At 61.2% G+C, this 15,177-nt stretch carries 13 protein-coding genes; 7 read left to right on the top strand and 6 right to left on the bottom strand.

Annotated elements, in window-relative coordinates; translation table 11 throughout:
- The first annotated feature begins 258 nt into the window (after window positions 1-258).
- Window positions 259-1,287, top strand: a complete 1,029-nt coding sequence (locus AV929_RS20150; RefSeq protein ID WP_008311924.1) for an LLM class flavin-dependent oxidoreductase — start codon at window positions 259-261, stop codon at window positions 1,285-1,287.
- A gap of 262 nt (window positions 1,288-1,549) precedes the next feature.
- Here the strand turns inward: AV929_RS20150 and AV929_RS20145 are convergent, their stop codons facing one another.
- The 3 genes from AV929_RS20145 to AV929_RS20135 all read right to left on the bottom strand — a co-directional run bounded on the left by AV929_RS20145 (window position 1,550) and on the right by AV929_RS20135 (window position 6,346).
- A complete protein-coding gene (locus tag AV929_RS20145) occupies window positions 1,550-3,955 on the bottom strand; it encodes a DUF2309 domain-containing protein (RefSeq protein WP_064289105.1) in 2,406 nt (801 codons plus the stop codon).
- A complete protein-coding gene (locus AV929_RS20140; RefSeq protein ID WP_064289104.1) occupies window positions 3,945-5,432 on the bottom strand; it encodes a proton-conducting transporter membrane subunit in 1,488 nt (495 codons plus the stop codon). Before AV929_RS20140 ends, AV929_RS20145 begins: the two co-directional genes overlap by 11 nt.
- Before the next feature lie 440 nt (window positions 5,433-5,872).
- Entirely contained in the window at window positions 5,873-6,346 is a 474-nt protein-coding gene (locus AV929_RS20135) for an Lrp/AsnC family transcriptional regulator (protein WP_014031125.1), read from the bottom strand.
- Between the two features lie 278 nt (window positions 6,347-6,624).
- Here AV929_RS20135 and AV929_RS20130 point away from each other — a divergent pair, with 278 nt between their 5' ends.
- From AV929_RS20130 to AV929_RS20110, 5 genes are all read left to right on the top strand, one after another.
- On the top strand, window positions 6,625-7,875 hold the full coding sequence (locus tag AV929_RS20130; RefSeq protein ID WP_369802699.1) for an ABC transporter substrate-binding protein: 1,251 nt from the start codon (window positions 6,625-6,627) through the stop codon (window positions 7,873-7,875).
- Entirely contained in the window at window positions 7,872-9,062 is a 1,191-nt protein-coding gene (locus tag AV929_RS20125) for an ABC transporter substrate-binding protein (RefSeq protein ID WP_014031123.1), read from the top strand. The genes AV929_RS20130 and AV929_RS20125 overlap by 4 nt, the downstream gene beginning before the upstream one ends.
- The gene (locus AV929_RS20120) at window positions 9,059-10,258 is read left to right on the top strand and encodes an ABC transporter substrate-binding protein (protein WP_014031122.1); all 1,200 of its coding nucleotides are present in this window, start codon (window positions 9,059-9,061) and stop codon (window positions 10,256-10,258) included. The genes AV929_RS20125 and AV929_RS20120 overlap by 4 nt, the downstream gene beginning before the upstream one ends.
- A gap of 158 nt (window positions 10,259-10,416) precedes the next feature.
- Window positions 10,417-10,896 carry a universal stress protein gene (locus AV929_RS20115; RefSeq protein WP_050038338.1) on the top strand — a complete coding sequence of 160 codons (480 nt, stop codon included), beginning with the start codon at window positions 10,417-10,419 and terminating at the stop codon, window positions 10,894-10,896.
- A gap of 114 nt (window positions 10,897-11,010) precedes the next feature.
- Complete coding sequence (locus AV929_RS20110) at window positions 11,011-12,390, top strand: sugar porter family MFS transporter (RefSeq protein WP_050038339.1); 1,380 nt, start codon at window positions 11,011-11,013, stop codon at window positions 12,388-12,390.
- Window positions 12,391-12,432: 42 nt separating this feature from the next.
- On the opposite strand, the gene AV929_RS20105 is transcribed toward AV929_RS20110, so the two are convergent.
- Together AV929_RS20105 and AV929_RS20100 are read right to left on the bottom strand one after the other, a co-directional pair.
- Entirely contained in the window at window positions 12,433-13,308 is an 876-nt protein-coding gene (locus AV929_RS20105; RefSeq protein WP_064289103.1) for a fructosamine kinase family protein, read from the bottom strand.
- 122 nt (window positions 13,309-13,430) lie between these two features.
- Entirely contained in the window at window positions 13,431-13,784 is a 354-nt protein-coding gene (locus tag AV929_RS20100) for a transcriptional regulator (protein ID WP_014031118.1), read from the bottom strand.
- A gap of 146 nt (window positions 13,785-13,930) precedes the next feature.
- Here AV929_RS20100 and AV929_RS20095 point away from each other — a divergent pair, with 146 nt between their 5' ends.
- Entirely contained in the window at window positions 13,931-14,434 is a 504-nt protein-coding gene (locus AV929_RS20095) for a GbsR/MarR family transcriptional regulator (protein WP_064289102.1), read from the top strand.
- Window positions 14,435-14,442: 8 nt separating this feature from the next.
- Here AV929_RS20095 and AV929_RS20090 read toward each other — a convergent pair whose 3' ends face one another.
- Entirely contained in the window at window positions 14,443-14,994 is a 552-nt protein-coding gene (locus tag AV929_RS20090) for a hypothetical protein (RefSeq protein ID WP_064289101.1), read from the bottom strand.
- Window positions 14,995-15,177: the final 183 nt, after the last annotated feature.

Here is a 15,177-nt window from a genome sequence, read left to right as displayed (position 1 = left end):
GAGGCCCACGTATTTGGGATCCGGAGGGTTTCGGTAGGTGCCCGAGAGATATAATTCTCCGACCTTCACACTTCCCAGAGATAGCCAGTATAGCGAAGTGAGACATTCTGATTATTATAGTATTGCATAAAACTATTGCTTTTTCTAGAGATCAGTTATATCCGGGTGGGACGTTCCATCAGAGCGGCGTGCCCGAGTGAGATACCCACGCACTGTGAGTAGCCGAACGGTTAAACCTCGCCACCGTTGTGGGCGGATATGGACCTCTCAATCGTCGATCTCTCTCCGGTCCCGAATGACGGAACTGCGGCTGACGCGTATTCGAACACCGTCGACGCGGCCCAGCAGGCCGAACGCCTCGGCTATTCCCGGTTCTGGGTGGCGGAACACCACGGGATGGGAAACAAGCTCGCCGGAACAACACCCGAGGTACTGCTCGGCAACCTCGCCGCCGAAACCGACTCCATTCGGCTCGGGTCGGGTGCGGTCCTCCTCAACCACTACAGCCCGTTCAAAGTCGCAGAACTGTTCGGCTCCCTCGATGGCCTTGCTCCCGGACGAATCGACGCGGGGCTTGGGCGGGCAAACGGGTCTCCGGCCGTGGACCGCGCGCTCGGGACGGACCGCCGCGTCCGGAACCCCGACGAAGACCACGCCGAAAAAATCGAAGCCGTCGTTTCGCACCTCTACGACAGCTACCCGGACGGACACGCGTACAGTGATCTGGAAATCCCTCGTTCAGATGCGGAGACGCCTGTGCCGTGGGTTCTCGGGTCGAGCCCGTCGAGCGCCGCACTGGCCGGCGAACTTGGCCTGCGCTACTGTTTCGCTGCGTTCATTCGACCGGGGTTGGCCACCCGTTCGTTCGAGGAGTACCGGACTCACTTCGAATCATCGGAGTTGGCCGGCGGCGTCGACGAGCCACAGGGGATGGTCGCAGTGAACGCGGTCTGTGCCGAGACCGACGCGGAAGCGGCGCGGCTCCGCGCCGTGGCCGAAGCGTCGTTCAAGCGGATGGAGCGAGGGGTCGTTGGCACGACTCCATCTGTCGAGGAAGCGATCGACGAACTCGGAGCGGTGCCCGAACCGACGCCCGCCACGCTGGATGCCGGTGAGTGGCCACGAGCGATCTCCGGGAGCCCGGAAACGCTCAATAACCTTCTCGAACAGCTGTCTGATCGTGTCGGAGTCGATGAGGTGATGATCCAGCACGTCGTCGGCGACCACGCTGACGCGCTCCGCTCCCACGAGTTGCTCGCAGACGGTGTCGGGCTCACACCGCGCTGACTCTCTCTATTGGCGTGGGATGTAAACGGAGTTCTGTGTTATACTATCAAAAGTCCATTTTATGCCACTAAATATTCGCTTGATAGTCACTATTTGCGTTGTTTACACCACTATTTACCATATATGGAAGTATCTATTTCTGATTGTAGACAAATTACATAGATAGGGTTGTTTTGGAGTGGTTTTCTATTTTGAGTGTCTTTTATATAAGTTCAAAAAGTTAGTGTGCCAGCAGTTCCAGATACCGGCTGTTCGGGCCAGCTTAGTCGTTTGCGGCCGCGGGTGCGAACGGTTCCGTCGCTTCAGCTTCTGACAGGTCAGACACCGGCGACCACTCTAGGTCACGCTCGTACTCGAAGGCACGGTGGTCCTGCGTGGGATCGACGACTGTCAACGAGAGCCAGTTGTTGTCGAGTAGGTCTGCCAGTTCCGGGTGTTCAGCGAGGACGCCGTTGACGCGGTCGACCGGAGCGTGGATGACCGTCGAGAGGCGGAGCGGCTGGTGGTACGGGTCGTCGTCGGCCGCCATCAGCGACTGGAGCGGCAGGCCGGTCATCAGGTCGCCGCCGTTGCCCTGGTAGACGCCGACGTTGCCGACGGGGTTGTGGGTCACCTTCGAGCCGCTCCCGTAGACGGCGTTGTCGACCGTCGAGAAGTAGTACTGGGTGTTGATCCACTGCGTGACGACCATCGGGCCGGTGAGTATCGCTTCCAGCGCCTCGCCGTCAGCGTCAGTCGACCAGTCGTAGGAGTGGAGGAACGCGCGGCCGCCGAGGTCGACATCACTCGTCAGTTCGCGGGGGCCGACGACGAAGCCGGCGTTGCCGGCCAGGCCCCACTCGGGGCGGGTCTCGGCCCAGTCGGCGGCGCGGCGCTCCGTCTCGGTGACCCCTGATGAGGTGTCGGCACCCATGGACTCGGCACGCTCGGCGGCCGCGTTCTCGCGGGCAGTGGCGAGGTCGGCGCGCAACTGGTCGAGATCGGCAGCGTGGCTCTCGGGTACGTCGCTGTCGTACAGTTCCACCTCGTCAGTCGTCGTGTTGTGTTCGCCAGCGAGGAAGACGGTGTCTTCGGGGATTTCGAAACCGCGGTCGCGGAGCGCGGCCCTGACCTCGTCGTCGTTGCAGATTTTCGCCAGCACGCGGGCGTTCGGGCCGCCGGGATTTCCGGCGCAGGCCCCACAGTCCAGACTCGAATCGTAGGGATTGTTGGTCGTCTCACTGGCATGCCCGGTGAAGACGACGAGGCGGCTGAACGTCTCCCAGCCCATCAGGTCGAACGCGGTGGCGGCGTACTCGACTTTCTCGTCGGTGGTCAGTCCCACCGGCAGGTCACCGGCGTAGGTGTGCTGGTGGTGGACGAGCGGGTCACAGAACTCGTGTTCATCGGGTACCGAGTCGTCGACCGCATCGAACAGGTCATGCACGCGCCCGGGGACGAGCGTGCGGGCTGCGAGCGCGAGGCCGTACCCGCTCCCGGCAGTCTCGACGTAGCCGTAAGCTGTGGCGGCGTTGGCCTCTACCGTTTCGATGATTTCGTCGGCGGTCTCACGGATGCCCGACAAGCGGTCGTGGCTCGCCTGGGTGTCGTCGTCGGTCGGCACGTCGGTGACGTGGTGCTGCGGGTCGAGAATCGGTGGACAGGCATTGACAGACACGTCGGTGTCGTATCCCTGGTACTCCATCGGGATCCCGAAGAAACCGGCGTACCCATGGGTCTCGTAGTCGCCCGCGGCCTCGATGTGACGGCGGATGATCTCCGAGCGCGTGTCGATACAGAAGACCATCTGTGCGTCCGGGCAGCCCGATTTGTCACTGTCGGCGAGCGACTGGCTCTCCGCGGCGACGGTCTCGACGAGGTCGCCGCGGTAGGTCGCCTCCCAGGCGCGCAGGAACGCCCCAGCGAGTTCGGCGGCCGGGTCCGGGTCGATGCTGTCGTTCGAGGGGGCGATATCAGCACCGACGGCATCTAGCAGGGCCAGACGCGCCGCGAGGTACCCCGCCAGTGAAATCGGGTACGCCGACTGCCACACGCCCTCGTCGTCGGCACGCTGCTTGATGAGTCCTGTCCAGCCCGGGAGGGCGGTCAGTTGCTCCTCGAAAACCGGCACCCACTGACTCACCGGGTACGGTGCGAGCACCGCTTCGATGGCCGCAGTCGGCGTTTCGGGCAGATCAGTAATAATTCCCTCGTCGGGGATTTCGCTGTCGTGCTCAGCCACTCCGCGGAAAGCTGTGTAGAATCCCGCTTCGCGGTTCGGCATCGACCAGTGGGCGCTCCCCTCGTCGAGGAACGTCGACAGCCACTTCGTCAGCACCTGGTCGACGCGGTCGGTGGCGGTGTCGGAATCGCTTTTCGAGGCATCGGTCGCTGTGGCCATCCGGTCGAGCAGTACCTCGGGGTCGTTCTCGTAGCCGGCCTCGGAGAGTTCCGCGTCGAGAATCTCCGGGTCTATCTGGCCGTGTTGTAGCGCCGCACGGAACGTCTCCGCGCTGGGGTAGCCACGGCCGCCCAACAGGTCGGCTGCCTGCGTGACTGCCTCACTGAACGGCTGGTCCTCGAACCCCGTGAGGGGGTTTGCTGTCACGAACGAGTGGATGGGCCAGAGGGAGCCGACGGTGGTCGCTGCGGTGTCGATACTGTCGTGGATGGTGGATTCAGTACTCATTGTAGTCCTCCGTAGCAGTTAGCACAGTGTCGGCTGCCGGTTGACCGGCGTTCAGCAGCGCCACGTAGAGGCGCTGGCTGCGCTCGTGAACCCCGGTCTCGATGCCGGTGTAGATGCCGACGAAGACGACGGCGATAATGCCGTGGAGCAGGGTCAGTTCCGTCGTTGCCGGGCTGACAGGCATGAGCCCCGAGACGCCCGTATAGACCGCGGCGTAGATGACGATAGCCGGGAAGAAGACCACTGGGACGGCCCCGTAGCGGGCCGCCGTTGGAAGCGAGGTATGCTGTACGGCGCTACGGGCCGCGTGGAGCGTCGTGAACACCACAAAGAACGTCAGCAGGAGGCCGCTGCCGACCTTCGTCCCTTTCCCCGTCAGCACCGCGAACACTGCGCCGCCGGCGATGCCGGTCAGCAGTGTGACGATGACACCGATGATGCTCGTCGTCGTTCCTACCGTGTGCGGCGTCCCCTCGCTGGGGCTAGTGTGTTCAATTTGGCCGCCGGCACTGAGGAACTGGTAGGCCTTGTAGAAGCCGTGGAGGATGAGGTGGGTAATAGCAGCCCCGAAGAAGCCGAGGCCGGCCTGCATGATCATGAATCCCATCTGGCCGACCGTCGAACAGCCGAGTTTGCCCTTGATGTCAGTCTGGACCGACTTCAGGAGTTTCCCGCCGATGGCGCTTGCACCGCCGACGGCGACGATTGCGAGCATGAGCGCAGGGTCGACAGTGATGACTGGGGCGAAGCGGGTCAACAGGATGCCGCCGGCGTTGACGAATCCAGCGTGCATCAGCGCCGAGGCGGGCGTCGGTGCGGTCATCGAAGAGAGAAGCCAGCCGTGGAACGGGAGCAGAGCGGACTGAATCATCGCTGCGAGCACGAGCGCGCCAGCGGCGACCAGCCACACCGGGCCAGCAAGTGAGTCAGCAGCCGCCGTGATTCCCGAGACCGTGGTCGAGCCGGTCGCCCACCACAGTGCCGTCAGCGCGACGGCGAGGAGCCCGCTGCTGGCGATGAAGTACTTGCGGGCGACCGTCGCAGCCGCCTGTGCCTGATCCCAGCCGCCGACGATTCCGATGAGTTTCGCCATCAGCAGCCCCATCGCGAGCCACAGCGCCCCGAACAGGGCAAGGTGGTCAGCCGCGACCAGTCCCATCACGACCACCGTGAAACCGAATACGGTGGCGAAAAAGCCCGTTTTGAGGCGGCTGCCTGCCAGGTAGCGGCGCGAGTAGCTGTGAACGATACCGCTGAAGAAGGTGGCGACCACCCACATCAGGACGGTCAGCCCATCGACAGCAACAACGCCGGGTATCTCCCACGCGACTCCGGTTCGGACCCGAACGGCAAGCACAGCAATGCTCGCGGCAAACATCGACCACACGAGCCATGTGAGTGCGACAGGTACGAGCGGCGAGTCAGCCGTCGTGTCCGGGAGTGATCCAACCGTCTTCGGTGAGTTGTGTCCTGACATCGTTTTTCGTGACTGATCACGGCAATCACGGAATGTGATTGACCAGTTCCGGTTGTCTTCATCCCTAGTGCGAACGGACTGAGTATTAAATTCTTCTATACTACCAAATTGTTCCTAAAATAGTAGATTATAGAACATTATGTTTTTGTGGTTGAAGCTCGGTCGAGAACCACCGCCAGGGGAGTAAGCGGGTACCTCGCGGCCTGTGCTGGCAACACCGTTCGATTACGAGTCCGCTGTACACACGTACACAGATTCGACTATGAGGGACCGAGTGAGTATTGAGATGGAGCGATATTACCAAACTGTTCGGAGAGGCTGCTCAGGAAAGCAGATCGTTGCCGGGCATGAGACGGTTACTCTCATACCCTGTCTGACCGCGTCGTCCCGGGCACGCAGGTGTCCAGAGCGTAACCCTGTGGTCGCGGCGGCGTCGTCAGCTAGCTACCGTTTTCGGAATCGAACTTACCGAAAGGCGTCGTCTCATGGCTCCGAACGAGTACTTCGTCGGCCACTGTCAGGCCCATATCGAGAAGTGCCTGTGCGACAGGGGTGATATCGCTATCCGATTCGCCGACAGCCGTCACGAGGAGATTCTCCTCGCCGGTGACCAGTTCCTGTACCGATACCACACCGTCTATATCCAGAATTTTCGGGATTAAATCGCCTCGCTCGGGAATCGACGCAGTGCAGTAAAGCAGCATCCGGAGCGGATAGCCCGCCTGCTGATAGTCGACGTCAGCGCTGTAGCCCTTAATCACCTCGCTGGACTCGAGATGGTTAATGCGCTTGCGGACGGTGCTGTCGGACGTATCGGTTCGCTCTGCGATGTCCCCGGACGACATGTTTCGAGCATCCTCCTGTAATGCGTACAGGATTGCCCTGTCCACGTCGTCGATTTCCTCGTCAGCCATACTAGTGTGTCCACAGCAAGGACACTTTACTGTTGTACGTTCCCCCGATCCGCTGTTGTGGCTGTCAGCGGTAGCAGCGAGGTCTCGAACGCGCCAGCCGCAGCTTGTGAATAGATGCAGCATGTCTCAGGGTGGATAACAGCGGGGAAGTTGCGCTCTCGACGAGCATACGTGACACGGACTGCCGGGACAACCGACCGGAGTCCGTGACGGCGGCCAGTTTTCAGGCGCGCCTAAATTCCGAAGCAGTTATATATTTTTAGGTGGGCCTAACAATCATGTCGAGAGATGATACAAACCACAAGTCCCCGACTAGACGTGACTACATGAAGTATGGTGGCGCGGTGATAGGTGGGGGGTTGTTGGCGGGCTGTGTAGGTCAATCCGACTCCAAGTCAACTCCGAGCGAGCGAGGCACAGGCGACGGGTCGACCTCAATGGCCGAACCAACCACGGCTGATGACGGATACTTGGTTACAATGTCGCCCATGGGAACCGTCGAGTTCGAAACGGTCCCCCAGAGTGTGTTCACGATACTGGGCCACCACGTAGACATGCTGGTCGCGCTTGGGCGAGGCGACGCGATCAACGCGATGCACGCGCCTGAATACCACCAATCGCTGTATCAGAAGTTCCTCCACCGACTGGAGGGAGTCTCAATCGACTGGGATGACCTGTACTCTTCGTGGCCGCCGTCGAAAGAGAAACTGTACGAACTCGATAGCGATGTCCATATAGCGGACCCAGCGAAGGTTGCGACGGCCGAGGGATGGGACGACAGTAGCCTCGAAGAGATAGGCTCGAACGTCGGCCCGTGGTTCGGGAACACGCTCAGCGGCACTCATCAGAAACCGCCATCAGGCTGGGCTGATGCGTACGAATACTATACGCTCTGGGAGATCTTCGGAAAGATCGCGCAGGTGTTCCGAGAGAGCGACCGGTACGAGGCACTCACATCGGTCCGCGAATCGATGCTGCAGACTATCAGAGCGGGCCTGCCCCCGGAACAGGAGCGGCCGAGCGCGGCCATGGTCCTGTTCTCCACATCCGACGAGAAAATATGGGGGTACAAAATGAACCATCCGGGCTACTACGCTGCCCACACCCGCCCGCTGGGTGCTACCGATGCGTTAGCCGACGCCGTTGGTGACGAGTACGGCGACGACGGGCGGAATATCACGCTCGACTCCGAACTGCTTCTCGACGCCGACCCGGACGTGTTACTCGTCCTCGGGCCGATGACGGGGTACCACAATCTCGACGACATTCGGTCACAACTGGCAGACGACGAGGTACTGAGAAAGATAACTGCCGTCCAAGAGGGGCGGATATACGCTCAAGGTGCCCGTCGGCAGGGTCCGATCCTGAACCTGTTTCAGACTGAAATGACCGCGAAACAACTGTACCCCGACCAGTTCGGTGAGTGGCCGGGCTACGTCGACGGCGAGCCATACCCCGAACTCCCCGTCGAGGAACAGCTGTTTGACCGCCAGCGTGTCGCTGACGTAATCACGGGTGAGGGACAGTGACTGACCCCGGTAGACCGGCGCTTGAACAGCCGACACGCAGAGATTATATCAAGGGAGCCGGGCTGATTGCGGGCGGCAGTTTGCTCGCCGGGTGTTCGAGCAACTCCGCCACGGACTCTACCGCGACTGAGCCAACGGAGACAACCGAGACCCCAACAGCGACTGAGACTGAATCATACACTGTCAATATGGAGCCGGTGGGCGACGTTACGTTCCAGACGGTTCCCGAGCGATGGCTCCCCTACGGTGGCACTTACGCCGATATGGGCGTGGCACTCGGGCAGGCCGATGGCCTCACAGGTATCGGCGGGGCGGACCGCTACTACACGTACGTCTACGATGAGCTTCCCGGTGTGTCCGTCGACCAGGAGACGATTGACGCGAATCCGGAGGTCCGAACGAAAGAGGAGTTTTACGAACTCGACAGCGACGTGCACCTCTATGACCCAGGGATGCTCATCAACTGGTTCGACTGGTCGCAGTCGGACGTCGACGAAATCGCCGAAAACGTCGCTCCGTTCATCGGGAATCTGATCTTCCGTCGCTCCGACGAGTGGCACGACTACCGGTACTACACCCTGTATCAAGCCTTCGAGAAGGTTGCTGAGGTCTTCCAAGAACAGGCTCGGTACGAGGCGTTCAAACAGCTACACGACGACTACATCGCGGACCTGCAGAGTCAGCTCCCGCCAGCTGAGGAGCGTCCGAACGTCCTCCTTACGTTCGAGGGCACCGACGAACCGGAGTCGTTCTCGCCCTATCGGCTGAACGACAACGGCACGAGCAAGAAGCAGTGGCGTGATCTCGGCGTCACCGACGCGCTTGCCGGAACCGATATCGAGAACCTCAGCACAACCAATCGGGGCGAGTACGACTACGAAACGCTTCTCTCAGTCGATCCGGACGTTATCCTCGTCCGCGGCCACGAGCGAAAATCTGCGACCGAGTTCCGGGAGACCGTTCTACAGTTTATGCAAGACCACAGCGTCGGGAGCCAACTGACCGCGGTACAGAACGGACGCGTGTATCGCGGTGGCTACCTCCGACAGGGTCCGATTCACAATTTCTTCCTGACAGAACGGGCGGCCCAACAACTCTATCCCGATATCTTCGGCGACGTGACCTCAGACACCGAACTCTTCGACCGGGAGCGCCTCGCCGATATCGTCACGGGTGAGTTCGAATGAGTGGCCCGGACGGAGCAACGTTCGAACGACCGACGCGGAGAGAAGTCGTGAAAGGCGGTGGTACACTCGCCCTCGGTGGACTACTCGCCGGATGTTTGGGCAACAGCAGTCAGGAATCTTCGGAAGCTGGGACCGGTGACAGGGCCACGGATACCGAACCGAGCGCTACCGGGCCAGCGACTTCCGACGGAACGTATTCGGTGACGATGGAGCCAGTCGGAACCGTCGAGTTCGAAACTGTGCCCGAGACAATCGCCCCCTTCACCGCGGACTACATCGATATGCTGGTCGCGCTCGGTCACGGCGACGCAGTACAATCAATCTGGTACCGTGGACGGTACAAGACGCTGCACTACGAGGAACTCGATGGAGTGTCTATAGACCTCAACGCCCTCACACAGCTCTGGAGCGACGGCGTCTCGAAGGAGGCGTTCTACGAGATGGACGCGGATCTGCATCTCATCGATCCGCACGCACTGACACACTGGCTCAAAGCATGGGAACAGTCCGACCTCACGGAAGTCCGGGAGAACGTCGCTCCGTTTATCGGAAACCTCGTTTTCCGACGGACTGACGACTGGCACAACTACCGGTACTACAGCCTGTACGAGGCTTTCGAGAAGGTGGCTGAGATGGTTCAGGAACAGGCGCGCTTCGAGGCGATCCGTTCAATCCATGCCGAGCTAGCCGAAACGGTGCAGGCTCGGCTCCCGGCACCAGAGGAGCGACCGAACGCCGCGCTCATGTTCGCCGGCGAGGAGCCGGAAGCGTTCACGCCGTATCGGATTAGCGGGAACGGGGCCAACAAGGAACACTTCCAAACGCTCGGAATTGCCGACGCGTTCTCGGACACCGGAATCGAGGGGTACTCCGGCTCGGAGTCGCTCGATTACGAAGCGTTGCTGGAGATAGATCCAGACTCACTCCTTCTGCGATACCATCGCGAGGGGAAGACCCGTGAGGAGTTCGAGAACTCAGTGCTCGCCCATATGAAAGAGCACGAAGTGGGCAGCCGGTTGAGGGCCGTCCAGAACGACAGGGTGTTTCGCGGCGGTCCGATCTACACCGGCCCGTTGCACAACCTATTCATGATCGAACGGTACGCGAAGCGCTACTTCCCCGAGACGTTCACAGAGGCGCAGTTGTTCGACCGAGAACGCCTCGCGAGGATTATTACAGAAGGAGTTGCCGAGTGAGAGACAGGTCCGTGCCACCGCGACACCCGCTCTCAGAGGAGTAGGTGGATGTCCCCGTCGCGGTGGAAGCGGGTCGTATAGCTGAATACAAATAATTACTATAATTATAGTAAACTCATAGCAGCTTCTATTTACCCCGGCAGCGAAGCTCAGTGCTGATGACTGAAGTGACAGCAGCGACCGATACGCGCGGCCTCGAAACCGTGCTACTCGCGGTCGGTAGCCGCGACGACGCCCGAGTCGACACGCTCGTCGATGCCGTTACTGAAGTCACGGTGCCGACAGACGCGACAGTAATCATCGCACATGTGTTCGATCCGGACTCGTACCGGGAGGCGGTAGAGCAACTGCTCGAAACGCCAGACGAAAACATCGACCCGGACGAGCTGGCCGCACAGATGTCGGTCACCCAGGAAATCATCGACGAGCTGGAAGCCGAGTCGGTGACGACTGTCCCCCGTGCGACGACTGGGACGAGTGGGGAAGGTATCGTTTCCATCGCGAGAGACGTGTCCGCCGACCGCGTGATTGTCGGCGGGCGGCAGCGCTCTCCGGCGGGGAAGGCTATCTTCGGGAGCACGGCTCAGGAGGTGATGTTGAACGCCCCGTGCCCGGTTACGTTCGTTCGCGACCGATGACCGTGCAGACTGCGCTCCGGGCCTTGCCCGACGCCGCCCGCCCCCAGTGGCTTCGCCGTGGTACGAAAAGACTTGGAAAGACTTTTACACAGATTCGAGTTCATTTTTACACGGATGTCCACAGCCACCATACGGAACGTCCTCAGCGGTGACGGCGACCGGTTCGTCTACGTCGTCTCCGCGTTAGCCGCGCTGAACGGACTGTTGTTCGGGTTCGACACCGGGATCATCTCGGGCGCGTTCCTGTTCATTCAGGACTCGTTCGTCATGTCGCCGCTCGTCGAGGGAATCATCGTCAGTGGTGCGATGGCCGGGGCCGCGGCCGGTGCGGCCGTCGGCGGCCAGTTAGCCGACCGCCTCGGTCGCCGCCGCCTCATCCTCATCGCGGCCATCGTGTTCTTCGTCGGGTCGTTCACGATGGCTGTCGCGCCGAACGTCCCCGTCCTCGTCGCCGGTCGGCTTATAGACGGCGTCGCTATCGGTTTCGCGTCGATTGTCGGCCCGCTGTACATCTCCGAAATCGCGCCGCCCAGGATTCGCGGCGGGCTCACCTCCCTCAATCAGCTCATGGTGACCACCGGAATCCTCCTCTCGTATTTCGTCAACTACGCGTTCGCCGACGCGGGCGCGTGGCGCTGGATGCTCGGTGCCGGGATGGTCCCAGCCGTCGTCCTCGCTATCGGCATTCTGAAGATGCCCGAAAGCCCACGCTGGCTCTTCGAGCACGGACGGAAAGACGAGGCGAGAGCCGTCCTCAAGCGGACGCGGTCCGGCGGCGTCGAGGAAGAACTCGGTGATATCGAGGAGACCGTCGAGACACAGTCCGAAACCGGCGTCCGGGACCTGCTGGCTCCGTGGCTCCGCCCAGCGCTCGTGGTCGGGCTCGGACTCGCCGTGTTCCAGCAGATCACCGGCATCAACGCGGTCATTTACTACGCCCCGACGATTCTCGAATCCACCGGGCTGGGAAACGTGGCCTCGATCCTTGCGACAGTCGGTATCGGAACGATCAACGTGGTGATGACCATCGTGGCGATCCTGCTCGTCGACCGTGTCGGTCGTCGCCGACTGCTCCTCGTCGGTGTCGGCGGGATGGTCGCGACGCTGGCCGTCCTCGGTACTGTGTTCTACCTTCCCGGTCTCGGCGGGGGCCTCGGCGTCATCGCCACGATCAGTCTGATGCTGTTCGTGTCCTTCTTCGCAATCGGTCTCGGCCCGGTTTTCTGGCTCCTGATCTCTGAGATATACCCGCTTTCCGTTCGCGGGTCAGCGATGGGCGTCGTCACCGTCGCCAACTGGGGTGCGAATCTCCTCGTGTCGCTGACCTTCCCCGTCCTGACTGACGGCGTCGGAACCTCTGCGACGTTCTGGCTGTTCGGCCTCTGCAGCCTCGTAGGGTTGGTGTTCGTTTACCGCTACGTCCCCGAAACCAAGGGCCGGACGCTGGAGGCAATCGAAGACGACCTCCGACAGAACATCTCGCTGGCTGACTGAGTCGACCATCGGAACGGCGGGCGGGTCCACCGCTCCCGCTTTTTACACCCCGAGGCGGTCTAACGCGCTGTCGAGCCTCGGGAGTCCGTCGTCGCCGAAAAACCGGACGTTCTCCAGGGCGTGGAAGGCGATATACACGTCGCGCCGTTCGTCGAAGTACCGCTCGGAGATATTGCAGTGGCGGCGGTACTCATCGTAGAACGCAGCGCCGATCGAGTCCAGTCGGTCGACGTACGCCAGGTCTACTTCAGCGTGGCCGAAATATATCGCTGGATCGAGGACGGCCCGAACGGTTCCGTCAGCCACGACAACGTTTCCGGGGTGGATGTCGCCGTGCAGCAGCGACGGCGTGGCCGGCTCGACGAGACGAGTATCGAGCGTTTCCGCCAGTCGTTGCACCCGGTCGAACTCGGTGGCTGGCAGAGCCCCAGCGTCCCGCGCAGTCCTTGCGAACGGGAGAAGCCGTCGCTCGCGGAAGAAGTCGATCCACGACTCGGTCCACGGGTTCGACTGGCTGAACGGCCCCGAAAGGGTATCGAACGGAAAGCCGAACGCGTCAGCCGAGACGTCGTGGAGAGACGCGACGTGGCGCGCGAGGTCGCGTTCGGCCCGTTCACCGAATCGGCCGTCTCCGCGGACGAACGACAGCACGAGCAGTTCCGGTTCGACGTGGAGGACGTCCGGAACGGGGAGCGACGTGTCACGGTCGAGGTACTGAAGCATTGCCGCCTCGATTCCGAGCGGCGAGTCGTCAACTTTCACCGCCACGTCAGGACGGTCGCGAAACGTCACACGGTAGACCGACCCGACTTCCCCGCCGTCGAGTGCCGTCGCGCTTTGAGCGTCGGCGTCCAGTACGCTCGAAACCCGCTGTCGCACTGTCGCCGTCATCTGATCCGCGCCCGTCTCCTCGTCCATATTCGGCATACGATAAGGCGTCCAATAGGTCTGTTTGTCTTCTGCCTCGGTAGCGAAAACAAAGCCATCCGAACCTCACTGCAGACTCCGATTACAGGCAGGACTCGAAACGAGTGGTGACGCTACACGGATCGGTCGGTGCTGTCACCGAACTGCACGACGAGGCGTTCCGTGGCGAGAGCGTACACTGTCATCTCTGTCCCCTTCTCCGAGTACCACGTTTCGGCGGGTTCGATAAGGTCAGCTTCACAGAGACGGTCGAGGTGATAGGAGACGCTCTGGAGCGAGCGGTCGACTGCGTCGGCGATATCCGACGCGGTCCGCGGTTCGTTCCTGACTGCCCCCAGTATCTCCTGAGCAGCCTCAGACGAGAGAATCTGAAGGACGTCAGTCGGTTCGGTACCGTTGACTACGACGTTCGTCTGCTCTCGGGGTGCATAGTCAACTGGCGGGTGATGGGGGAAGACGCTTGCCATGGATTGTAGGGAGGGTATTGACGTTCGCTTCTATTTGTTCGGCTCAATCCGAACAAACCAATCAAACAATTTAATACTTACGGAATAAATAGCCTGAGGTATGACGCAGCAGGACACGCGGCAAACAGGGCAGCCAGTTCGGATGCATGAGTGATGACGACAGCGCGGTCGCACGCGAACGCGTCATCGAATCGATGGAGCAATCGGCCGAGGTGTACGGCCTCAGCCGAAGCGCCGGGCGCATCTACGGCGTGCTGTACTTCGCATCGGACCCCCTCTCCATCCCAGAACTCGTCGAAGAAACCGGCTACGCGAAATCGACGGTGAGTAACGTCACACGGACGCTGTCGCGTATCGGGCTCATCCACCGCAGGTCGTCTGCAGGGGGCGGCAGACGAGTCCGGTTCGAGGCCGAACGTGAGGTCTGGTTCATCCTGCAGGACGTGTTCCAGCAGTACATCCAACGGGAAGTCCAGACGACGCTCAGGACCATCCGCCGGGCGGAAGAGCAGGTACCAGCAGAGACTCGCGAGCAAGAGCGCGTTCGAAATCTCCGTGAAACGTACGAAGACCTGGAGGAGATCGTACAGCTCGCGTCGGAGTACTCCGCCGCCGAACTCCGCGAGGCACTTGAGACCTACGAGCGGTAGTCACCGCGTTACCAGTAGACGGTGTACGTACACGTATCGTCACCGTTCCGACGACACGTCTCACCCGTTTCTTCGATGAACACGAACGCGCCGACCGGCGCGTATTGCTGGGCGACACCCCGGATGAGGCCACGGTCGAACGGGCACGGATACGGGTTCTCACACGTCACCTTGCCGGTCCGCTCGCCCACGGATTCGAAGCGGTAGTGCCCGATATCCCCGCCACGGTGGTTTCGCTGGTAGGCCGCATCTATCGACTGGAGCCCCTCCGGAACAGAATCGAAATCGTTCGGCCAGTCAGCGACACGCGGGATCTGTTCGCCGAGTCGGTCGAGGACGTGCGGTTGCAGGTCGTCGGCAATCGTCTCGAACGCGTTCAGCCAGGCCTGTTGTGGGTACCACTCGTCGGCCGCCGGGTCGGTGATTCCCTCCACATCGAGCGCCGTTAGCGCTCGTTCCCGGTACTCGTCTGAGAACTTCCCCATCGCCTCCTCGACTATCGTGAGTACCGTTTGCCCGTTGATTTCGACGGCTGGGTCAAACGCCTCGTAGGATGCCATTCTGTCCGGTGGTTCGCGGGGAAGGAAATAAAAACCGGCCATACACGCGGCGAATGTGGCACTTTCAGCCCGTCGAGGGGAAGACAACCGCAGTTTTCTGCTCTACTGCCTGCAGTCCCAGTCTCTACAGCGCTTAGTCTTCACTCTTAGACGGGTCGCCGAGGGCTGGCGGCTCCATACAGA

The organism is Haloarcula sp. K1 (assembly GCF_001647155.1).
Lineage (GTDB): Archaea > Halobacteriota > Halobacteria > Halobacteriales > Haloarculaceae > Haloarcula > Haloarcula hispanica.
The sequence above is the reverse complement of the archived record's forward strand: the minus strand, read 5'-3'. Positions and strand labels throughout refer to the sequence as shown.